35 protein-coding genes are annotated in these 21,418 nt (G+C 40.4%); all 35 read right to left on the bottom strand.

Features of this window, described 5'->3' with window-relative positions; all coding sequences use genetic code 11:
* Positions 1–109: 109 nt before the first annotated feature.
* On the bottom strand, positions 110–907 hold the full coding sequence (locus tag QK255_RS00480; protein ID WP_002309837.1) for an energy-coupling factor transporter transmembrane component T family protein: 798 nt from the start codon (positions 905–907) through the stop codon (positions 110–112).
* Positions 897–1,766: an energy-coupling factor ABC transporter ATP-binding protein gene (locus QK255_RS00475; RefSeq protein ID WP_002290457.1), complete on the bottom strand. Its 870-nt coding sequence runs from the start codon at positions 1,764–1,766 to the stop codon at positions 897–899. The genes QK255_RS00480 and QK255_RS00475 overlap by 11 nt, the downstream gene beginning before the upstream one ends.
* Positions 1,742–2,581: an energy-coupling factor ABC transporter ATP-binding protein gene (locus QK255_RS00470; RefSeq protein WP_002290456.1), complete on the bottom strand. Its 840-nt coding sequence runs from the start codon at positions 2,579–2,581 to the stop codon at positions 1,742–1,744. The genes QK255_RS00475 and QK255_RS00470 overlap by 25 nt, the downstream gene beginning before the upstream one ends.
* A gap of 271 nt (positions 2,582–2,852) precedes the next feature.
* Positions 2,853–3,233, bottom strand: a complete 381-nt coding sequence (rplQ, locus tag QK255_RS00465; protein ID WP_002288716.1) for a 50S ribosomal protein L17 — start codon at positions 3,231–3,233, stop codon at positions 2,853–2,855.
* A gap of 27 nt (positions 3,234–3,260) precedes the next feature.
* On the bottom strand, positions 3,261–4,199 hold the full coding sequence (locus QK255_RS00460; RefSeq protein ID WP_002288715.1) for a DNA-directed RNA polymerase subunit alpha: 939 nt from the start codon (positions 4,197–4,199) through the stop codon (positions 3,261–3,263).
* 79 nt (positions 4,200–4,278) lie between these two features.
* Positions 4,279–4,668: a 30S ribosomal protein S11 gene (gene rpsK / locus QK255_RS00455; protein ID WP_002288714.1), complete on the bottom strand. Its 390-nt coding sequence runs from the start codon at positions 4,666–4,668 to the stop codon at positions 4,279–4,281.
* Positions 4,669–4,695: 27 nt separating this feature from the next.
* Positions 4,696–5,061: a 30S ribosomal protein S13 gene (gene rpsM / locus QK255_RS00450; RefSeq protein WP_002288713.1), complete on the bottom strand. Its 366-nt coding sequence runs from the start codon at positions 5,059–5,061 to the stop codon at positions 4,696–4,698.
* A gap of 17 nt (positions 5,062–5,078) precedes the next feature.
* Positions 5,079–5,195: a 50S ribosomal protein L36 gene (rpmJ, locus tag QK255_RS00445; RefSeq protein WP_002288710.1), complete on the bottom strand. Its 117-nt coding sequence runs from the start codon at positions 5,193–5,195 to the stop codon at positions 5,079–5,081.
* A gap of 32 nt (positions 5,196–5,227) precedes the next feature.
* On the bottom strand, positions 5,228–5,446 hold the full coding sequence (gene infA, locus QK255_RS00440; RefSeq protein WP_002288695.1) for a translation initiation factor IF-1: 219 nt from the start codon (positions 5,444–5,446) through the stop codon (positions 5,228–5,230).
* 190 nt (positions 5,447–5,636) lie between these two features.
* Complete coding sequence (locus QK255_RS00435) at positions 5,637–6,284, bottom strand: adenylate kinase (protein WP_002288690.1); 648 nt, start codon at positions 6,282–6,284, stop codon at positions 5,637–5,639.
* A gap of 61 nt (positions 6,285–6,345) precedes the next feature.
* Positions 6,346–7,641 carry a preprotein translocase subunit SecY gene (gene secY / locus QK255_RS00430; RefSeq protein ID WP_002288688.1) on the bottom strand — a complete coding sequence of 432 codons (1,296 nt, stop codon included), beginning with the start codon at positions 7,639–7,641 and terminating at the stop codon, positions 6,346–6,348.
* A complete protein-coding gene (rplO, locus tag QK255_RS00425; protein WP_002288687.1) occupies positions 7,641–8,081 on the bottom strand; it encodes a 50S ribosomal protein L15 in 441 nt (146 codons plus the stop codon). Before rplO ends, secY begins: the two co-directional genes overlap by 1 nt.
* A gap of 42 nt (positions 8,082–8,123) precedes the next feature.
* A complete protein-coding gene (gene rpmD / locus QK255_RS00420; RefSeq protein WP_002290455.1) occupies positions 8,124–8,303 on the bottom strand; it encodes a 50S ribosomal protein L30 in 180 nt (59 codons plus the stop codon).
* Positions 8,304–8,317: 14 nt separating this feature from the next.
* A complete protein-coding gene (gene rpsE / locus QK255_RS00415; protein WP_002288681.1) occupies positions 8,318–8,818 on the bottom strand; it encodes a 30S ribosomal protein S5 in 501 nt (166 codons plus the stop codon).
* A 20-nt stretch (positions 8,819–8,838) separates the two neighbouring features.
* Complete coding sequence (gene rplR, locus QK255_RS00410; RefSeq protein WP_002288679.1) at positions 8,839–9,195, bottom strand: 50S ribosomal protein L18; 357 nt, start codon at positions 9,193–9,195, stop codon at positions 8,839–8,841.
* 160 nt (positions 9,196–9,355) lie between these two features.
* On the bottom strand, positions 9,356–9,892 hold the full coding sequence (rplF, locus tag QK255_RS00405) for a 50S ribosomal protein L6 (RefSeq protein WP_002290453.1): 537 nt from the start codon (positions 9,890–9,892) through the stop codon (positions 9,356–9,358).
* Between the two features lie 31 nt (positions 9,893–9,923).
* On the bottom strand, positions 9,924–10,322 hold the full coding sequence (gene rpsH, locus QK255_RS00400; RefSeq protein WP_002288675.1) for a 30S ribosomal protein S8: 399 nt from the start codon (positions 10,320–10,322) through the stop codon (positions 9,924–9,926).
* A gap of 35 nt (positions 10,323–10,357) precedes the next feature.
* The gene (locus tag QK255_RS00395; protein ID WP_002288673.1) at positions 10,358–10,543 is read right to left on the bottom strand and encodes a type Z 30S ribosomal protein S14; all 186 of its coding nucleotides are present in this window, start codon (positions 10,541–10,543) and stop codon (positions 10,358–10,360) included.
* Positions 10,544–10,561: 18 nt separating this feature from the next.
* A complete protein-coding gene (gene rplE / locus QK255_RS00390) occupies positions 10,562–11,101 on the bottom strand; it encodes a 50S ribosomal protein L5 (RefSeq protein ID WP_002288671.1) in 540 nt (179 codons plus the stop codon).
* A gap of 27 nt (positions 11,102–11,128) precedes the next feature.
* Complete coding sequence (gene rplX / locus QK255_RS00385) at positions 11,129–11,437, bottom strand: 50S ribosomal protein L24 (protein WP_002288670.1); 309 nt, start codon at positions 11,435–11,437, stop codon at positions 11,129–11,131.
* A gap of 36 nt (positions 11,438–11,473) precedes the next feature.
* Positions 11,474–11,842 carry a 50S ribosomal protein L14 gene (gene rplN, locus QK255_RS00380; RefSeq protein WP_002288669.1) on the bottom strand — a complete coding sequence of 123 codons (369 nt, stop codon included), beginning with the start codon at positions 11,840–11,842 and terminating at the stop codon, positions 11,474–11,476.
* Positions 11,843–11,899: 57 nt separating this feature from the next.
* On the bottom strand, positions 11,900–12,166 hold the full coding sequence (gene rpsQ, locus QK255_RS00375; RefSeq protein WP_002288668.1) for a 30S ribosomal protein S17: 267 nt from the start codon (positions 12,164–12,166) through the stop codon (positions 11,900–11,902).
* A gap of 24 nt (positions 12,167–12,190) precedes the next feature.
* Positions 12,191–12,379: a 50S ribosomal protein L29 gene (gene rpmC / locus QK255_RS00370; RefSeq protein WP_002288664.1), complete on the bottom strand. Its 189-nt coding sequence runs from the start codon at positions 12,377–12,379 to the stop codon at positions 12,191–12,193.
* Entirely contained in the window at positions 12,369–12,803 is a 435-nt protein-coding gene (gene rplP, locus QK255_RS00365; protein ID WP_002288661.1) for a 50S ribosomal protein L16, read from the bottom strand. Before rplP ends, rpmC begins: the two co-directional genes overlap by 11 nt.
* Positions 12,804–12,805: 2 nt before the next feature.
* On the bottom strand, positions 12,806–13,462 hold the full coding sequence (rpsC, locus tag QK255_RS00360; RefSeq protein ID WP_002288659.1) for a 30S ribosomal protein S3: 657 nt from the start codon (positions 13,460–13,462) through the stop codon (positions 12,806–12,808).
* Between the two features lie 13 nt (positions 13,463–13,475).
* The gene (gene rplV / locus QK255_RS00355; RefSeq protein ID WP_002290452.1) at positions 13,476–13,823 is read right to left on the bottom strand and encodes a 50S ribosomal protein L22; all 348 of its coding nucleotides are present in this window, start codon (positions 13,821–13,823) and stop codon (positions 13,476–13,478) included.
* Between the two features lie 22 nt (positions 13,824–13,845).
* A complete protein-coding gene (rpsS, locus tag QK255_RS00350) occupies positions 13,846–14,124 on the bottom strand; it encodes a 30S ribosomal protein S19 (RefSeq protein WP_002288655.1) in 279 nt (92 codons plus the stop codon).
* Positions 14,125–14,166: 42 nt separating this feature from the next.
* Entirely contained in the window at positions 14,167–15,000 is an 834-nt protein-coding gene (gene rplB, locus QK255_RS00345) for a 50S ribosomal protein L2 (RefSeq protein WP_002290451.1), read from the bottom strand.
* 38 nt (positions 15,001–15,038) lie between these two features.
* The gene (gene rplW / locus QK255_RS00340; RefSeq protein ID WP_002290449.1) at positions 15,039–15,329 is read right to left on the bottom strand and encodes a 50S ribosomal protein L23; all 291 of its coding nucleotides are present in this window, start codon (positions 15,327–15,329) and stop codon (positions 15,039–15,041) included.
* Entirely contained in the window at positions 15,329–15,952 is a 624-nt protein-coding gene (gene rplD / locus QK255_RS00335) for a 50S ribosomal protein L4 (protein WP_002290446.1), read from the bottom strand. Before rplD ends, rplW begins: the two co-directional genes overlap by 1 nt.
* A 27-nt stretch (positions 15,953–15,979) precedes the next feature.
* Positions 15,980–16,609: a 50S ribosomal protein L3 gene (gene rplC, locus QK255_RS00330; protein ID WP_002290445.1), complete on the bottom strand. Its 630-nt coding sequence runs from the start codon at positions 16,607–16,609 to the stop codon at positions 15,980–15,982.
* 30 nt (positions 16,610–16,639) lie between these two features.
* Positions 16,640–16,948, bottom strand: a complete 309-nt coding sequence (rpsJ, locus tag QK255_RS00325; RefSeq protein ID WP_002290443.1) for a 30S ribosomal protein S10 — start codon at positions 16,946–16,948, stop codon at positions 16,640–16,642.
* A gap of 404 nt (positions 16,949–17,352) precedes the next feature.
* The gene (tuf, locus tag QK255_RS00320) at positions 17,353–18,540 is read right to left on the bottom strand and encodes an elongation factor Tu (protein WP_002290442.1); all 1,188 of its coding nucleotides are present in this window, start codon (positions 18,538–18,540) and stop codon (positions 17,353–17,355) included.
* Positions 18,541–18,711: 171 nt separating this feature from the next.
* Positions 18,712–20,799 carry an elongation factor G gene (fusA, locus tag QK255_RS00315; protein ID WP_002290441.1) on the bottom strand — a complete coding sequence of 696 codons (2,088 nt, stop codon included), beginning with the start codon at positions 20,797–20,799 and terminating at the stop codon, positions 18,712–18,714.
* A 93-nt stretch (positions 20,800–20,892) separates the two neighbouring features.
* Positions 20,893–21,363 (bottom strand): 30S ribosomal protein S7, encoded by a 471-nt coding sequence (gene rpsG, locus QK255_RS00310; RefSeq protein ID WP_002290440.1) that lies wholly within the window; start codon positions 21,361–21,363, stop codon positions 20,893–20,895.
* Positions 21,364–21,418: the final 55 nt, after the last annotated feature.

The following is a 21,418-nucleotide window of genomic DNA, read 5'->3' as shown; positions in this document are numbered from 1 at the left end:
CTGTGACATTAGTCTGCCACAGACCCTAATGTTTCTTGTCATACACTGCTCGCATACTTTCTTGCAAATAGATTAGCAAGAAAAGGATAGATAGCGGTCCACTGAACGTTTATCCTCTTAAAAAGATCAGCAGCACGGTTAATAATATAAAAGCAATGATAACCATCGTGTCTCTATTATGCCAATGCAAGACACGATATTTCGTTCTTCCTTCCCCGCCCTTGTAGCCCCTTGCTTCCATAGCGGTCGCAAGATCTTCCGCTCGGTTGAAACTGCTGACAAATAAAGGAATCAGCAAAGGAATGACTGCTTTCATTTTCTGAACTAGATTGCCTTCACCAAAGTCAACACCACGCGCGCGCTGAGCGTTCATGATCTTTTCTGTTTCATCCATCAATGTAGGCACAAAACGAAGAGCAATCGACAGCATCAAAGAAATTTCGTGGACTGGGAACCGTACGGCTTTCAATGGACGAAGCAAGTACTCAATCGCATCAGATAATTCCAAAGGCGGTGTAGTAAGCGTGAGTAGCGTCGACATAAAAATAATCAACACGAATCGGCAGAAAATAAAGAGACCGTTCATCACACCAAATTCAGTGATATGGAAAACACCCCAACTCCAATAAGTTTCTCCTCCGCTGGTGAACAAGATTTGCAAAGCTACAGTAAAGAGGATCAGCCAAATCAATGGGCGAATACCTCGGATAAAAAATTTCAAGTCTACTTTTGATAAGAAGACAGAAAATAATGTGAAAACTGCCAATACAAGATATGTTTCCCAATTATTTGCTAAAAAAATGATACCAATAAAATAAAAACTGGCTAATAATTTGGCTCGGGGATCCAATTGATGGATCAAGGAATCTCCTGGCATATAACGACCAAATATCAATTTATTCATCATGGGCATTTCCTCCAGCAGAATGGACGATGGCGTCTGCTAATTCTTCAGCTGTCAAAGGTAAGGTAGTGAAGTCCATCCCTTTAGCCATTAATTCTTCTGCAAATTCTGTGGCAGTAGGTACGCCTAACTGTTTTTCTTTTAGCCATTTGATGTTTTGAAAAACCTCTTGAGGCTGCCCGCTATTAACGATTCGCCCCTTCTCCAGTACATAGACATAGTCTGCAAAATTGGCTACATCATCCATTAAATGCGTCACTAAAACAATAGTAATCTGTTGTTCCTTATGAAGACGCCAAAACATCTCCATCATTTCTTTTCTGCCCTGAGGATCAAGCCCTGCCGTTGGTTCGTCCAATACAAGTACTTCAGGCTTCATGGCAAGCACACCAGCGATTGCTACTCTACGCATTTGCCCTCCTGAAAGTTCAAATGGTGAACGGTCCAAATAGCTTTCATCCAGTCCAACTTGTTCTAACGTTTCTTTTGCTAGTATCAGCGCTTCTTCTTCACTGACACCAAAGTTTTTAGGACCGAAGGCAATATCTTTTGCCACCGTTTCTTCGAATAGCTGTGCTTCTGGAAACTGAAAGACGATGCCGACTTTTTTTCGGATCGGCTTTAGATTTTTATTATCCGTATCTGGCTGAATGTCGCGTTCTCCAATATGGACGGTACCGCTTGTTGGCTTAACAAGCGCATTCAAATGTTGGAGTAAAGTTGATTTCCCGCTTCCGGTATGCCCTACTAATGCTGTATAACTGTTTTCTTTGATCGTCATATTGATGTCAAATAAGGCTCGTTGTTCAAATGGTGTATTCGGCTGATAAGTGAAGTCTACTTGTTCAAAACGGATGTCCATAACCAATCCACCATCCTTTCTTCTGTCATATATTCACTTGGCACATCTACCCCGCGTTCTTTCAGTGCACGCTTCAGTTTTTCAGGAAATGGTAGATCTAGACCTAAATCAATCAGTTCGGGTCCCGCAGAAAAGATTTCTTTTGGTGTACCTTCACGGACAAGTTCTCCTTGCCTCATCACTAATATCCGATTGGCATTAGCTGCTTCATCAATATCGTGAGTGATAGATATAACGGTCAATTGACTTTCTTCTTTGATCTTCTTGATCGTAGAAATCACTTCTTCACGGCCTTCTGGATCTAGCATACTTGTTGCTTCATCTAAAATAATGATATCAGGTCGTAAGGCAACCACGCCGGCAATAGCAACACGTTGTTTTTGTCCTCCTGATAAACGAGCAGGCTCGCGTGTAGCAAACTCAGCCATTCTAACTTTCTCAAGTGCATCTTTCACACGTATCAGCATTTCTTCTCTGGGAATCCCTTGATTTTCAAGACCAAACGCAACGTCATCTTCTACTGTCGAACCAACGAACTGATTGTCTGGATTTTGAAAAACCATTCCAACCATTTGCCGGATCGTCCAAATGTTTTCTTCATCCAATACTTGATTTCCGACTTTCACGACCCCTGATTCTGGCAGAAGTAGCCCATTGATTGTTTTGGCAAGTGTCGATTTTCCTGAACCATTGTGTCCAATAATAGCGATCCACTCACCTTTATCAATTGTAAAGGAGACATCTTTCAATGCGGGGCGAAGATCATCTGGCTGGTATTTATAATTTATTTTCTCTAATTCAATAATTGGCTCCATGATTACTCCTTCTTCATCCTAAAGTTCCTACTAACACTATCAAAAAAAGACAAAATTTTCAATTATTTCTCGCTTAAAATGTTTTTTTATGCCTTCAAGCAGAGATGTCATGACAGTTAATTGAAGGTATAAAAAAACACTTTATGATGAGTGCTTACTCCCCAAGCGATATTCGCTTGAGGAGCAGCGCTGAGCTAGACTCGGAAAAATATCTTCCAACATCATAACACTCTAAAAGAATCATCTATAAAGTGATGTTATTAGTGTGATTTTAGACAAGTTCTAAGACAACCATTGGTGCACCATCACCGCGTCTTGGTTCTGTCTTCAAAATGCGTGTGTATCCGCCTTGACGTTCTGCGTAACGAGGTGCAATATCGTTGAATAGTTTTTGTAAAGCTGATTCAATGACGATGTCCTCATTTTCTTCACGCACGCTAGCAACTTCATTACGTACGAAAGCCGCAGCTTGACGACGTGCATGCAAATCTCCGCGTTTACCTAAAGTGATCATTTTTTCTGCAGTTGAGCGAACTTCTTTCGCACGAGCTTCAGTAGTCACAATACGTTCGTTGATTAATAAATCAGTTGTTAAATCACGCAACATCGCTTTACGTTGGCTAGATGTGCGTCCTAGTTTACGATAACTCACGTTGGTTTCCCTCCTTCGTAAAAGGTTTTAATCTTCTTTACGTAAACCTAAACCTAAGTCGTGCAATTTTGCTTTAACTTCTTCTAATGACTTACGTCCTAAATTACGGACTTTGATCATTTCAGGCTCAGATTTATTTGTAAGTTCTTGTACAGTATTGATTCCTGCACGTTTCAAACAATTGTAAGAGCGAACAGACAAGTCTAACTCTTCGATTGTCATTTCCAACATTTTTTCTTTTTGTGTTTCTTCTTTTTCGACCATGATTTCAGCATTTTTTGCTTCATCAGTTAAGTTCACAAAAATATCCAAATGTTCAGTCATGATTTTCGCAGATAAACTCATTGCTTCCAACGGTTCGATTGAACCATCTGTCCAAATCTCCATCGTCAATTTATCAAAATCTTCACGGTGTCCAACACGTGTGTTCTCAACTTGATAGTTCACACGACGAACAGGTGTGTAGATTGAATCGACTGGAAGAACGCCAATTGGCATATCTTCTTTTTTATTTTCATCTGCTTGAACATAACCACGTCCAGGTTTCACTGTTAAGCGAGCATGGAACGTAGCTCCTTCAGAGACACTACAGATGTACATATCTTTGTTAAGAATCTCTACATCACTATCAACGATAATATCGCCAGCAGTTACTGTAGCAGGTCCGGTAATATCGATTTCAAGGGTTTTTTCTTCTTGGCCATACATTTTCAGCGCTAAGCCTTTAATGTTCAAGATGATTTGAGTGACGTCTTCTCTAACACCTTTGATGGTAGAGAATTCATGCAGTACACCATCGATTTGAATATTAGTGATGGCAGCACCTGGCAAAGAAGATAATAAAATACGACGTAGGGAATTCCCTAAAGTAGTCCCATACCCTCTTTCAAGAGGTTCAACGATGAACTTGCCATAATCTTTTTCTTCATCAATTTTTGCGATTCTTGGTTTTTCGAACTCAATCATTCTTATCTTTACCCCTTTCAAAACGAAAAGTGTCATGTTCAATGACGTTACTGATAAAACTCAAAATGAGCGGCACTCATTAAACACGACGGCGTTTTGGAGGGCGGGCACCATTATGAGGAACTGGAGTCACGTCACGAATTGCAGTCACTTCTAAACCTGTAGCTTGTAATGAACGAATTGCTGCTTCACGTCCAGAACCAGGTCCTTTAACTGTTACTTCAACAGTCTTTAATCCGTGTTCCATTGCTGCTTTTGTAGCAGTTTCTGCTGCCATTTGAGCGGCAAAAGGAGTTGATTTTTTGCTTCCTTTGAAACCTAATGAACCAGCTGATGACCACGCTAATGCATTTCCGTGAGTATCAGTGATCATGATGATAGTGTTATTGAATGTAGAATGGATATGTGCAATACCTGCTTCTATATTCTTCTTCACACGGCGTTTACGATTCACTTTTTTTGCTGCCATGAAGTTTTAACCTCCTTCACTTAAGAATTATTTTTTCTTGCCAGCGATAGCGCGAGCTGGGCCTTTACGAGTACGTGCATTGTTTTTCGTGTTTTGTCCACGAACAGGCAATCCACGGCGATGACGGATTCCACGGTAAGAACCGATTTCCATCAAACGTTTGATGTTCAAGTTCACTTCACGACGAAGATCCCCTTCAACTTTTAATTTATCTACTTCCGCACGGATAGCATCTGTTTGTTCATTCGTTAATTCACGAACGCGAACATCTTCAGATACACCAGCATCAGCTAAGATCTTTTTAGCAGTAGTGTTACCAATACCATAGATATAAGTAAGTGAAACTACCACACGTTTATCACGAGGAATATCTACTCCTGCAATACGAGCCATATTTATAGCACCTCCAATTATCCTTGACGTTGTTTATGTTTTGGATTTGCTGGGCAAATCACCATAACGCGTCCTTTACGACGAATTACTTTACAATGTTCGCACATTGGTTTTACTGATGGTCTTACTTTCATGATAATACCTCCTGTAGTTTTACGGAGTACAATTATTTAAAGCGATAAGTAATACGGCCACGGTTAAGATCGTATGGAGACAATTCAACCGTTACTTTGTCACCAGGTAAGATACGGATGTAATGCATACGAATTTTACCTGAAACAGTAGCAAGAACTTGGTGTCCGTTTTCTAGTTCAACTTTAAACATTGCATTCGGCAAAGTTTCGACGACTGTACCTTCGACTTCAATCATATCTTCTTTTGCCACGCACAGTACCTCCTTGTACTTGTTTCGCATTTTCACACGATAAAATGGCGGAAACTGCAGTTCCCACCTCAAAATTCTCAAAATGGATCATCTAGAGGATTCTCTAGAAGTCGGACTGACATATTCTATCATAATTTATTGAACTTGACAAGAGTAACTGCATAATGCAAGTCGGCTACGGGCAATCGTGCTATTTTTCAATGATTTTTTGTACATCTGCAAATACAGCATCGATTTCACGAGCACCATCAATAGTGTTTAGCAAACCTTGTTCTTTATAATAAGCCAAGATTGGTTCACTATTTTTGATGTTGATAGCCAGACGATTTTTAACCGTCTCAGGTTTATCATCTTCTCTTTGATAGAATTCATGCCCACCGCAACGATCACATGTGTCTTCAACTTTTGTAGGGTTGAAAATTTTATGGTAAGTTGCTCCACAATTGCTGCAGATAAATCGGCCGGCTAGACGTTCGACCAAGATTTCTTCACCAACATGGATATCGATGACAGCATCAATTTTTTTATTCAAATCTTTTAGCATTGCGTCCAGAGCTTTTGCTTGATCTAGTGTACGTGGAAAGCCGTCTAATAAGAAGCCTTTCTCTGTATCTGGTTCAGCTAGTCGCTCTTTCACGATTCCATTTGTTACTTCATCAGGAACTAATGCACCTTTATCCATATAAGACTTTGCTTCCAGGCCAAGAGCTGTTTCGTTTTGCATCGCTGCGCGGAACATATCTCCTGTTGAGATGTGCGGAATACCATAAGCGTCAATGATTTTTTCAGCTTGTGTTCCTTTACCTGCGCCTGGCAGCCCCATTAAAATGAGGTTCATTGTTTTCCCTCCTAATAAATGTGTGAGAACGTGTGTTGAGGAAGAACCTCAACACGCTTTCTTACTCAATGAATCCAACATATTTACGTTTCAGCATTAAGCCTTCTAACTGTTTCGCAGTTTCTAAAGCTACACCGATAACGATCAGTAAGCTTGTACCGCCTAATCCGATTGATTGTGGAAGATCCCAAACCATTTGAGCAATGATTGGAAGCAATGCCACTAAACCAAGGAAGACTGCACCAACTGTACTTAAGCGCATCAGTAATCTTGAGACATACTCTTCAGTCCCCTTACCAGGGCGTACGCTTGGTATATAACTTCCTTGCTTTTGCAAGTTTTCCGCTAATTTCTCAGGGTTTACTTGTACAAAGGCGTAGAAGAAAGTGAAGGCAACGATCAGAATCGTATAAATCGTAGCACCAGGTGCTGTATTATAGTTAAAGATCTCCATCATCACTTTATACCAGTTTTCAGAACCGAATCTACCACTCAATGCTTGTAAAACAGCATTTGGCGTAGCAATAAACGAACTAGCAAAGATAACTGGAATAACTCCAGCTGCATTTACTTTCAACGGCAGATAGCTGCTTGTAGGCGCGCCAGCGACGCGTTTCGTATATTGAATCGGGATCTTGCGTTCAGCTTGTTGGAAAAATGTTACGAATGTCACGATCAATAAGACCGCTACTAATAAAATGGCCACAAAAATAGCAGATTTCCATATGTCTGAAGGATCGATATTTATAAAGTAATCTTCATAAATTTCTCTGATACTTTCAGGCAATCTAGAAATGATCCCTGCAAAAATGATCATTGATACGCCATTTCCGATACCTTTTTCTGTGATCTGTTCTCCTAGCCAAGTAACAAACATCGTACCGGCTGTTAGAATCAAACCGATCGTTACGTAAGTTGCTACGTTAGGATTATTCACGAAACCTAATTGAGCGTATTGATTGAATCCAGCAGTGATACCGACAGATTGGATAAATGCCAATACTAATGTCAGATATCGAGTGGCTTGATTCAATTTTTTACGACCAACTTCCCCTTGTTTCGACCATTCAACAAATCGAGGCACGATGTCCATTTGAAGAAGCTGAATGACGATAGAAGCAGTAATGTATGGTGAAACCCCCATTGAGAAAATGGAGAAGTTTTGCATCGCACTACCACTTACCAAGTTCAACATGTTGAAAAATGGCAAAGAAGAAAGGTTTTGCAATGAAGCAGCATTTACGCCTGGTACAGTGATATGTGCACCTAGGCGAAATACAAACAACACAAATACAGTAAATAGGATTTTCGATCTAATGTCTTTTACTTTAAAAGCATCTTTTAATAGTCTAAACATTAGATCACCTCGATTGATCCACCAGCCGCTTCAATTGCTTCTTGAGCTGCTTTAGAGAATTTTGCTGCTTTCACAGTTAATTTCTTGTTTAGTTCCCCGTTAGCTAATACTTTGATTCCAGCTTTTTCGTTTTTCACGATTCCAGCTTCAACTAAAGCAACAGGAGTTACTTCAGCTCCGTCTTCAAAGCGGTTCAATACATCAAGATTGATGACTGCATAGTCTTTACGGTTCACGTTTGTGAATCCTCGTTTTGGTAAACGACGGAACAATGGTGTTTGTCCCCCTTCAAATCCTAAACGCACACCACCGCCTGAACGGGCTTTTTGTCCTTTTTGTCCGCGTCCGGCAGTTTTTCCGTTACCAGATGAAGTACCACGACCAACACGGTTACGTACTTGGCGTGAACCTTCAGCAGGTTTTAATTCATGAAGTTTCATAGGTTTGGCACCTCCTTAATATTCTAGTTCTGATTTTTTTAATTAAACTTCTTCAACGTCCACTAGATGAGAAACAGTATTGATCATGCCTTTAATTGCTTCATTAGAAGGCTTAACCACTGAACTGTTAATCTTTGTAAGACCTAACGCTTTAACTGTATCGCGTTGGTTTTGAGGACGTCCGATAATACTGCGTTTTAAAGTAACTTTTAATTCAGCCATTATTGTTGTCCTCCTTATCCGATTAATTCTTCAACTGATTTGCCGCGAAGTTCTGCAACTTCTTCTGCACGTTTCAATTGTTTCAAACCTTCAACTGTTGCGCGAACAACGTTGATTGGTGTATTTGAGCCTAAAGATTTAGAAGTGATATCTGCTACCCCAGCTAATTCTAATACGGCACGAACTGGTCCGCCAGCAGCAACCCCAGAACCTTCTACAGCAGGTTTCATTAGGATTCTACCACCACTAAAAGCACCGATTACTTCGTGTGGGATTGTTGAACCAACCATAGGTACTTCAACTAAGTTTTTCTTCGCATCTTCAATTGCTTTACGGATTGCTTCAGGAACTTCTTGAGCTTTACCTGTACCAAATCCTACGTGTCCGTTTTTGTCACCGACAACAACTAAAGCAGCAAAACGTAGACGACGTCCACCTTTAACAACTTTTGTTACACGGTTAATTGCAACAACGCGGTCTTCTAATTCCAAATGTTTTGGATCGATATAAACCATGAATGGTATTCCTCCTTCTTCTAAAATTCTAGTCCATTTTCGCGAGCAGCTTCAGCTAAAGCTTGCACACGGCCATGGTAAAGGTATCCACCACGGTCAAAGACTACTACTTTAATGCCTTTTTCAGCTGCACGTTCAGCAACTAGTTTACCGACAGCTTGTGCTGCTTCTGTTTTTGTTCCACCTGAAATTTCTTTATCCAAGGTAGAGGCACTTGCTAGCGTTACACCCGCTACGTCATCAATAATTTGAGCGTAGATGTTTTTGTTAGAACGAAAAACGTTCAAGCGTGGGCGCTCAGCAGTACCAGAGATATTGTTACGTACACGACGATGTCTCTTTTGACGTGTTTTGTTCTTATCTGGTTTTGTAATCACAATTGTCACCTCTTTATTTTTATTGTACTACTATTTCAAGCAGTAAATACGTTTCGAAAAATAGAAGCTGCGGCACAAGTAAAAATTTATTTTTTTGAAGGTAAACTTCAGCCAAATGCCTTTTTCCTGCTGCTGGCTTCTATGCAATTTTTCTAAACGATTATTTACCAGTTTTACCTTCTTTACGGCGTACATATTCGCCAACATAACGAATACCTTTACCTTTATAAGGTTCTGGAGGACGAGTTCCACGAATATTTGCAGCTAATTCGCCAACTTCTTCTTTGTTCGCACCTTTAACAATTACTTGTGTGTTAGCTGGTACTTCAACAGTTACTCCAGCTGGTGGTATGATTTCTACTGGATGTGAGTAACCAACGTTCAATACAAGTTTTGATCCTTGTAATTGTGCACGGTACCCAACCCCGATTAGTTCTAACGCTTTTTGGAAACCTTCGCTGACACCTACAACCATGTTGTTGAAGTTCGCACGAGTTGTTCCATGAATTGTTTTCATTTCTTTACTGTCGTTTGGACGAGTGAAAGTCACTTCGTTTCCTTCGATATTCATTTTGATATCTGCTGAGAAAGTACGAGTCAATTCACCTTTTGGTCCTTTAACTGTAACGTTGTTTCCTTCTTGAGTAACTGTTACTCCTTCAGGGATAACAACGACTTTATTTCCGATACGGCTCACTTAAAGACACCTCCTTGTAGATTCTACTTGATTACCATACGTAAGCGATAACTTCGCCGCCGATATTTTTTTCACGAGCTTCTTTATCAGTGACAACACCTTCAGAAGTCGAAATGATTGCGATACCTAAACCGTTCAATACTTTTGGTACTTCGTCAGCTTTGACATAAGCACGCAAACCTGGTTTAGAGATACGTTTTAAGTTTGTGATAACACGTTCGCCGTTTTTACCAAATTTTAGGAAAACACGGATCACGCCTTGTTTGTCATCTTCGATGTATTCAACATCACGAACGAAACCTTCACGTTTCAAGATTTCAGCGATGTCACGTTTAATTTTTGATGCAGGTACTTCTAAAGACTCATGTTTAACCATGTTTGCGTTACGGATACGAGTTAGAAAATCTGCAATTGGATCTGTCATGACCATTGATCTTTTACCTCCTTCTTATGCGAATTTACTTTTTACCAGCTAGCTTTCTTCACGCCGGGAATTTGACCTTTATAGGCAAGTTCGCGGAAGCAAATACGGCAAAGATGGAACTTACGATAAACTGAATGTGGACGTCCGCAACGTTCGCAACGAGTATAAGCTTGTGTTGAAAATTTTGCAGGACGTTTGTTTTTAGCAATCATTGATTTTTTAGCCACGTAGTTCGCCTCCTTTAATTATTTTTGGAATGGCATGCCTAATTGTGTCAACAACTCACGAGATTCTTCATCAGAGTTTGCTGTTGTTACAATAACGATGTCCATACCACGTACTTTATCTACTAAATCATAATCTACTTCTGGGAAGATCAATTGTTCTTTAATACCTAAAGTATAGTTTCCACGACCGTCAAAGGCTTTTTTACTTACACCATGGAAGTCACGTACACGTGGTAGTGAAACTGAAACCAATTTGTCTAAGAATTCGTACATTCTTTCTCCGCGCAATGTAACTTTTGCACCAATTGGCATTCCTTCACGTAAACGGAATCCAGCGATTGATTTTTTAGCTTTTGTAATCATTGGTTTTTGACCAGTGATCAAAGTTAATTCTTCAACTGCTTTATCTAAGTTTTTAGCGTTTGATACCGCATCACCAACACCCATGTTGATGACGATTTTTTCAACTTTAGGTGTTTGCATAACAGAGCTATAGTTAAATTTTTCCATCAATGATGGAGTTACTTCTTTAAGATATTTTTCTTTTAGGCGGTTCATTCAGTAAGACCCTCCTTCCTTAAACTTTTATTTATCTAAAACTTCACCGGTTTTTTTAGAAACACGGACTTTTTTGCCGTCTACTTCTTTGTAGCCAACTCGGCCAGCTACACCAGTAGAGTCAACCACCATCACGTTAGAAACATGAATTGGCGCTTCCATCTCAACAATTCCACCTTGAGGAGCAGCTTGAGAAGGTTTTTGGTGTTTTTTAACGACATTTACACCTTCGACAATAACTTTATCTTTTTTCGGGAACGCTGCTAGTACAACGCCTTCTTTGTTTTTGTCTTTTCCAGTGATAACTTTAACTTTATCGCCTTTTTTAACAAACATAACTGTTTCGCACCTCCTTTGATAAGTGTCTCAAGATTATAAAACTTCTGGTGCTAGTGAAACGATCTTCATGAAGTTGTTTTCACGTAGTTCACGTGCAACTGGCCCAAAGATACGTGTTCCACGAGGGCTTTTATCATCACGAATAATCACTGCAGCATTTTCATCAAATTTAATATATGAACCGTCTGTACGACGAGCTCCTGATTTTGTTCGAACGATAACGGCTTTAACGACGTCACCTTTTTTGACAACCCCACCTGGCGTTGCTTGTTTAACCGTAGCAACGATCACATCACCGATGTTAGCAGTTTTACGACCAGATCCACCAAGGACTTTGATCGTCAAAATTTCACGTGCGCCTGAGTTATCAGCGACTTTTAAACGACTTTCTGCTTGGATCACGTTGTGTATCCTCCTTTCAGATTTTGCATTCAATCTATATAGGAAAATCTCGTGTTATTAGATAATAACTGCTTCTTCGACTACTTCCAACAAACGGAAACGTTTTGTAGCTGATAATGGACGAGTTTCCATAATTCTCACGATGTCACCAACTTTTGCTGTGTTGTTTTCATCATGCACTTTGTATTTCTTAGAATAGTTCATGCGTTTGCCATAGATAGGGTGGTTTTTCTTTGTTTCGACAGCAACGGTAATTGTTTTATCCATTTTGTCTGAAACCACGCGACCTTGATAAACTTTGCGTTGATTTCTTCCTTCAGTCATACGCTTAATGGCCTCCTTCCATAATTACTTAGCTTGTTCACGCAACACAGTTTTGATGCGTGCAATCGATTTACGTACTTCTTTAATACGTGCAGTGTTTTCTAATTGACCTGTTGCTAATTGGAATCTAAGATTAAACAATTCTTCTTTTAATTGTTTTTCTTGATCAAGCATTTCGGCAGTGGTTAATTCTCTGATTTCTTTAACCTTCATTCGATTCACCACCCATTTCCTCACGTTTTACGATCTTAGTTTTCATTGGTAATTTGTGAGAAGCTAGACGTAACGCTTCACGAGCTACTTCTTCAGGAACGCCTGCGATTTCAAACATGATTTTACCACGTTTTACTGGTGCAACCCATCCTTCAGGTGCCCCTTTACCAGAACCCATACGTACCCCAATTGCTTTGGCAGTATAAGATTTGTGAGGGAAAATTTTAATCCATACTTTCCCACCACGTTTCATGTAACGAGTCATTGCGATACGAGCAGCTTCGATTTGGCGGTTTGTGATCCAATGTGAATCAACAGCTTGCAAACCGTATTCACCGAATGCTACTTCTTTTCCGCCTTTAGCTTCCCCGCGCATTTTTCCGCGGAATTCACGACGGTGTTTTACACGTTTAGGTACTAACATGATTATTTCCCTCCTTTCTCAGTGTTTTTTTTAGTTGGAAGAATTTCTCCACGATAGATCCACACTTTAACTCCTAGTTTTCCGTATGTTGTATCTGCTTCTTCCCATGCGTAATCAATGTCCGCACGTAAAGTATGAAGAGGAACAGTTCCCTCTGAGTATCCTTCTGAACGAGCGATATCTGCTCCGTTTAGACGACCAGATACTTGAGTTTTGATACCTTGAGCGCCAGCACGCATTGAGCGTTGGATCGCTTGTTTTTGAGCGCGACGGAAAGCAACACGGTTTTCTAATTGACGTGCGATTCCTTCACCTACTAATTTTGCATCTAGATCTGGTTTTTTGATTTCCACGATGTTGATGTGGATTCTTTTACCAGTTAATTTGTTTAATTCTTTTCTTAGGCTTTCGACTTCAGAACCGCCTTTACCAATAACCATACCTGGTTTAGCTGTGTGAATTGAAATGTTTACGCGACCTGTTGCACGTTCGATTTCAACTGTTGATACAGCAGCATCAGCAAGTTTAGTTGAAATAAATTTACGGATTCTTAAATCTTCGTGTAAGAACTCAGCATACTCTTTTTCAGCATACCACTTAGCATCCCAGTCGCGGATGATGCCTACACGCATTCCAATTGGATGTACTTTTTGACCCACTGATTATCCCTCCTTATTTTTCTGATACGACTACCGTGATATGACTTGTACGTTTGTTGATTGGAGAAGCTGATCCTTTTGCACGAGGACGGAAACGTTTCATTGTAGGTCCTTCGTTAACAAAAGCTTCGGTTACTACCAAGTTTTCAACATCTAAGTCAAAGTTATTTTCTGCATTCGCAACTGCTGACATCAATACTTTTTCAATGATTCCAGCAGATTTGTTTGGTGTGAATTTCAAGATTGAAATTGCATCTGCGACACTTTTACCTCTGATAAGGTCAATTACTAAACGGGCTTTTCGAGGTGAAGTGCGAACTGTTTTTGCAGTTGCTTTAGCTGATGTGATTTGTTCTGCCATTTGGATTTATCCTCCCCTCAAATTAGCGTTTCGTTTTCTTATCGTCAGCAGCATGTCCACGATAAGTTCTTGTAGGTGCAAATTCACCTAATTTGTGTCCTACCATGTCTTCTTGGATGTAAACTGGTACATGTTTACGTCCATCATAAACTGCGATGGTATATCCAACAAAACTTGGGAAAACTGTTGAACGGCGTGACCAAGTTTTGATAACTTTTTTCTTTTCAACCCCTGCTTGAGCTTCAACTTTTTTCATTAAATGCTCATCGACAAAAGGTCCTTTCTTTAAACTACGACCCATGGTGAACCTCCTCTCAAAATGTGCGACACATGGTCAAAGTAATTATTTATTTTTGCGACGACGAACAATAAGTTTGTCTGATTTAGCTTTTTTGTTACGAGTTTTGTAACCAAGAGCTGGTTGACCCCAAGGAGAAACTGGTGCTTTACGTCCAATAGGAGCTTTACCTTCACCACCACCGTGTGGGTGATCATTAGGGTTCATTACGCTACCACGTACAGTTGGGCGTTTACGCATCCAACGAGAGCGTCCAGCTTTACCGATGTTGATTAATTCGTGTTGTTCGTTACCTACAGAACCGATTGTTGCGCGGCATGCAGCTAAGATCATACGAACTTCACCAGAGTTCAAGCGGATCAATACGTATTTGCCTTCTTTACCAAGTACTTGAGCACTTGTACCAGCAGAACGGATCAATTGTCCACCTTTACCAGGTTTCATTTCAATGTTGTGGATAACAGTACCAACTGGAATGTTTTCTAATGGAAGAGCATTTCCGACTTTGATATCTGCTTCTGGACCTGAAACAAGTTTCATACCCACTTCTAGTCCTTTAGGTGCTAAGATGTAAGCTTTCACTCCATCTTCATAGTGTACTAACGCGATGTTAGCTGAACGGTTTGGATCATATTCGATCGTTTGAACAGTTGCAACAACGTTGTCTTTGTTACGTTTGAAGTCGATCACGCGATATTGGCGTTTGTGTCCGCCACCTTGATGACGTACAGTGATGCGGCCGTTGTTGTTACGTCCAGCATGGTTTTTCAATGGTTGTAACAATGATTTTTCAGGTGTTGATGTTGTGATTTCAGCAAAATCAGAACCTGTCATGTTACGACGACCATTTGAGGTAGGTTTGTACTTTTTAATCGCCACGTTTTTCCCTCCTAATTTAATGAGTTATCTATTAGTGCTTATTCAGCAGCTTCGAATAATTGGATTTCTTTTGAATCTTCAGTCAATGTAACGATCGCTTTGCGACGTTTTTTTGTATATCCTGCATATTTGCCCATACGTTTGAATTTCGCACGTACGTTCACGATGTTCACGTTTTTGACTTTAACGTCAAAAGCAGCTTCTACCGCTTGTTTTACTAAAGTTTTGTTTGCGCGAGTGTCCACTTCAAAAGTGTATTTCTTGTCATCCATGGCAAGCATTGATTTTTCAGTGATCACTGGGCGTTTGATTACGTCTAGTAAGTTCATTATGCAAGCACCTCCTCAATTTGAGTAAGAGCAGTTTGTGTTGCTAACACTTTTGTATTTGATACAACGTCTAGCACACTCACATTATCAGAAGTTACTACAGAAACGTTTGGTAAGTTACGTGCTGATAAAGCAGCAAAGTCGTTACCTTTTTCTAGAACAACCAATACTTTAGAGTCGATAGATAAGTTAGCAAGAACTTGTTTGAATTCTTTTGTTTTTGGTGCGTCGAAGTTCAAGCCTTCGATTGCTACCAAGTTGTTTTCAGCAACTTTTTCTGACAATACAGATTTCATTGCTAAACGACGAACTTTTTTAGGAAGTTTGTAGCTGTAAGAACGTGGTGTTGGTCCAAAGACTACGCCACCTCCACGCCATTGTGGTGAGCGGATAGATCCTTGACGTGCACGACCTGTTCCTTTTTGACGCCATGGTTTACGTCCACCGCCACGAACAGCGCTACGGTTTTTAACCGCGTGTGTTCCTTGTCTTAATGACGCACGTTGCATTACGATTGCATCGTAAACAACACTTTCATTAGGTTCAATTCCGAAGATTTCTTCGTTAAGTGTGATTTCACCGTTTTGGCTTCCATCTTGTTTGAATAATGCTACATTCGGCATTCCTTAGTTCCTCCTTTCTTCCTACAATTATTTAGCTTTCACAGCTGATTTGATAGTGATTAAAGATTTTTTCGCTCCAGGAACATTACCTTTGATCAAGATAACATTTCTTTCTGCATCTACACGTACAACTTCCAAGTTTTGGATAGTTACGCGGTTGCCACCCATACGGCCAGCAAGACGTTTGTTTTTGAATACACGGTTAGGTGCAACTGGACCCATTGACCCAGGACGACGATGGTAACGAGAACCGTGAGCCATTGGTCCGCGGCTTTGTCCGTGGCGTTTGATAACCCCTTGGAATCCTTTACCTTTCGTAGTACCTGTTACATCAATAATGTCTCCTGCTTGGAAAACATCTACTGTAATTTCTTTTCCTACTTCATATTCTCCTAGCTCAACATTTTTGAATTCACGAATGAAGCGCTTAGGAGCCGTGTTTGCTTTTGCAACATGACCTTTCGCAGGTTTGTTTGATAAAACTTCACGCATATCTTGGTAACCAACTTGAATAGCTTCGTAGCCATCCGTTTCCATTGTTTTCACTTGTAGTACTACGTTTGGCGTAGCTTCTACAACAGTAACTGGAATTAATTCACCAGATTCAGTGAAGATTTGTGTCATTCCCACTTTTTTCCCTAAGATTCCTTTGGTCATGAGTACACCTCCATTATTTTTGTTTTAGTTTTATAATTTGATTTCGATGTTTACACCAGATGGTAAGTCTAGCTTCATCAAAGCATCAACAGTTTTTGGTGTTGGGTTCACAATGTCGATAAGACGTTTGTGTGTACGCATTTCGAATTGTTCGCGTGAATCTTTGTATTTATGAGTCGCACGAATGATTGTGTAAAGACTGCGTTCAGTTGGTAATGGAATTGGACCAGACACGCTAGCTCCAGTTCTTTTTGCAGTTTCCACGATTTTATCCGCTGATTGATCTAAAATACGGTGTTCATACGCTTTTAAACGGATACGAATTTTTTGTTTTGCCATCTTGTTCCCTCCTTCGCCTATTTTGAAAAGTAGACATAGCTCCACGAAAATTTCCGTCACGCTCGTTCGTGGCAAAGCGTCCGGGCGTGTCGCAACCTCTCGTTTCTTAGCCGACGAAATCATTCTGATTACGTCTGTGCAATTCACTAAAGTAAACGCACCTTTGTCATTATAATATATATAAACTCACAACGCAAGGCTTTTTCTTGTAAAAAACATTTTGTTTTCATAAAGTTTCATTTAGAAAATACTGATTCTTTTATTTCGCGTTCCTTCTATTATAATACCCTGTCTTTTCTTTCCTGATCCTGCAATAAATAAAAAAGCTCGGAAACAAAGATCCTGAGATCTTCATTCCGAGCGATTACGTCCGAATAAATGTTGCTTAGTTTTGCTTAATTCAATTAAGCTTTGATTTCTGTAACGACACCGGCACCAACTGTACGTCCGCCTTCACGGATTGAGAATTTAGTACCGTTTTCGATAGCGATTGGGTGGATTAATTCAACTTCCATTGTTACGTTGTCGCCAGGCATAACCATTTCAGTTCCTTCTGGTAATTCAACAACACCTGTTACGTCAGTTGTACGGAAGTAGAATTGTGGACGGTAGTTAGTGAAGAATGGAGTATGACGTCCACCTTCTTCTTTTGTCAACACATATACTTCTGCAGAGAATTTTGTATGAGGTGTGATTGTACCTGGTTTAGCTAAAACTTGTCCACGTTGGATGTCTTCACGTGCAACACCACGTAGTAAAGCACCAATGTTGTCTCCAGCTTCAGCGTAGTCTAACAATTTACGGAACATTTCAACACCAGTAACTGTTGTTTTTGAAGTTTCTTCAGCAATACCAACAACTTCAACTTCGTCACCAACGCGAACTTGTCCACGTTCAACACGACCTGTAGCAACAGTCCCACGTCCAGTGATTGAGAACACGTCTTCAACTGGCATCATGAATGGTTTGTCGTTGTCACGTTCTGGAGTTGGGATGTATTCGTCAACTGCAGCCATCAATTCAAGAATTTTTTCTTCGTATGAAGCGTCGCCTTCTAAAGCTTTCAAAGCTGATCCAGCAACTACAGGAACATCGTCACCAGGGAATTCGTATTCTGTTAATAGGTCACGAACTTCCATTTCAACTAATTCTAGTAATTCTTCGTCATCAACCATGTCTACTTTGTTCAAGAATACAACGATGTAAGGAACACCAACTTGACGAGACAATAGGATGTGTTCACGAGTTTGAGGCATTGGGCCATCAGCAGCAGAAACTACCAAGATAGCTCCGTCCATTTGAGCAGCACCAGTGATCATGTTTTTAACGTAGTCCGCGTGTCCTGGGCAGTCAACGTGAGCGTAGTGGCGTGTATCTGTTTCATACTCAACGTGAGCTGTTGAGATTGTGATTCCGCGTTCGCGTTCTTCTGGAGCACCATCGATTTGATCGTAAGCCATAGCTTGGCCGCCGTTTTTCTTAGATAGTACAGTTGTGATTGCAGCTGTTAATGTAGTTTTACCATGGTCAACGTGTCCGATAGTACCAATGTTAACGTGTGGTTTAGAACGGTCAAATTTTTCTTTTGCCATTTTAAAATGTCCTCCTAAAAATACAATATATTTTTTATTTGTCTGATAGGTATATGATGTACACAAGGTACACCACATGCCCATATCATCGATAATTATTTTACACGAAACTATATTAAAAATATAGTCTCTTTGGATAATCTCTTTGCAGGACTATCCGGTTTTAAGAAATTATTCAGCTTTTCCGCCGTTTTTCTTAATGATTTCTTCTTGTACTGATTTTGGTACATCTTCGTAGTGGTCAAATGTCATTGTAAATGTACCACGACCTTGAGTAGCAGAACGAAGAGTTGTAGCATAACCAAACATTTCAGCAAGTGGAACCATCGCACGAACAACTTGTTGGCCGCCAGCGCGAGCTTCCATACCTTCAACACGTCCACGACGAGCAGTTACGTGGCCCATAACATCACCTAAGTAATCTTCAGGGATAACAACTTCTACAGCCATGATTGGTTCAAGGATTACTGGATTAGCTTTCTTAGCTGCTGCACGTAATGCCATAGAAGCAGCAACACGGAAGGCAGTTTCATTTGAATCGACATCATGGTATGAACCATCGTAAAGTTTAGCTTTGATATCTACTAATGGATAGCCAGCTAAGACACCATTTTCCATAGCATCTTTCAAACCAGCTTCAACAGCTGGAATGTATTCACGAGGAACAACCCCACCGACGATCGCATTTTCAAATTCGAAACCAGCACCTTCTTCGTTTGGTGTAAATTCGATCCATACGTGACCGTATTGACCTTTACCACCAGACTGACGTACAAACTTACCTTCGGCTTGAGTGCCAGCACGGAAAGTTTCACGGTAAGATACTTGAGGCGCACCTACGTTAGCTTCAACTTTGAATTCACGACGCATACGGTCAACGATGATATCTAAGTGAAGTTCACCCATACCAGCGATGATTGTTTCGCCTGTTTCCACGTTTGTTTCAGCACGGAAAGTAGGATCTTCTTCAGATAGTTTTTGTAAAGCCACACCCATTTTATCTTGGTCAGCTTTTGATTTAGGTTCAATAGCGACTTGGATAACTGGTTCTGGGAATTCCATTGATTCAAGAATAACTAGATTCTTTTCATCACATAGTGTGTCCCCAGTAGTTGTGTCTTTCAAACCAACAGCAGCAGCGATATCTCCAGCGTAAACTTCAGAGATTTCTGAACGAGAGTTGGCATGCATCTGTAAGATACGACCAACACGTTCGCGTTTGCCTTTTGTTGCGTTTTGTACGTATGAACCTGATTTTAAAACACCAGAGTACACACGGAAGAAAGTTAAACGGCCTACGAATGGGTCAGTCATAACTTTAAATGCTAAAGCTGAGAAAGGAGCGCTATCGTCTGCAGGACGTTCTACTTCTTCATCAGTTTTAGGGTCAATCCCTTTGATAGCTGGGATATCTAACGGTGATGGCAAGTAATCAAGAACAGCGTCCAATAGTAATTGAACCCCTTTGTTCTTAAATGCTGAACCACATAGTACTGGGTAGAATTCTACGTTAACTGTTGCGCGGCGGATACCTTCTTTTAACTCAGCTTCAGTGATTTCTTCACCTTCTAAGTATTTCAAAGTAAGTTCTTCATCAGTTTCAGCTACAGCTTCAACCAATTTTTCGCGCCATTCTTCAGCTAATTCGCGGTATTCTTCAGGAATTTCTGTTTCTTCGATCTCTGTTCCAAGATCGTTTGTATACATTTCAGCCTTCATTGTTACAAGGTCGATAATTCCTGTGAAGTCGTCTTCCGCACCAATTGGTAATTGGATTGGGTGAGCGTTTGCTTGCAAACGGTCATGTAAAGTTGATACTGAATATAAGAAGTCAGCACCGATCTTGTCCATTTTGTTTGCAAATACGATACGAGGTACACCGTAAGTTGTTGCTTGACGCCAAACTGTTTCAGTTTGAGGTTCAACACCTGATTGTGCATCAAGAACAGTTACAGCACCATCAAGTACACGCAATGAACGTTCAACTTCAACTGTGAAGTCTACGTGTCCTGGTGTGTCGATGATGTTGATTCGATGACCCTTCCATTGTGCTGTAGTAGCAGCAGAAGTGATCGTAATACCACGTTCTTGTTCTTGTTCCATCCAGTCCATTTGTGAAGCTCCTTCATGAGTTTCACCAATTTTGTGGATTTTACCAGTATAGTACAAGATACGTTCAGTAGCAGTCGTTTTACCAGCATCGATGTGGGCCATGATACCGATATTACGAGTGTTTTGTAAAGAAAATTCTCTGGTCATTCTCCTTGTTTCTCCTCTCTTTACTATCTAGTTGCTAAAAATAAGGACACTATCTGAGGTCGACTTATAAAAGTCGACCAAACAGAGAGAATCTTACCAGCGATAGTGAGCAAACGCACGGTTGGCATCAGCCATTTTATGAGTGTCTTCACGTTTTTTAACAGAAGCACCTGTGTTGTTTGCAGCATCCATGATTTCTTTTGCTAAGCGTTCTTCCATTGTGTGTTCACCGCGCAAGCGAGCGTAGTTTACTACCCAACGAAGACCTAGAGTAACGCGGCGTTCAGGGCGAACTTCAACTGGTACTTGGTAGTTTGAACCCCCAACACGACGTGCTTTAACTTCAAGAACAGGTTGAACGTTTTTCATTGCTTGTTCAAACACTTCTAATGGATCGTTACCTGTAGATTCTTTGATCAAATCAAAGGCATTATAGATAATGTTAGCTGCAATCCCGCGTTTTCCGTCAACCATTACACGGTTGATCAAGCGAGTTACTAATTTTGAGTTATAAATAGGATCTGGTAAAACATCACGTTTTGCAACAGGACCTTTACGTGGCATCCGTAACTCCTCCTTCCGAAATATTGTTCATAGTAATTACTTCTATATAATAGAA

The organism is Enterococcus sp. ZQ21 (genome assembly GCF_030053755.1).
Lineage (GTDB): Bacteria > Bacillota > Bacilli > Lactobacillales > Enterococcaceae > Enterococcus_B > Enterococcus_B lactis.
This window is presented reverse-complemented; position numbering and strand designations above follow the sequence as displayed.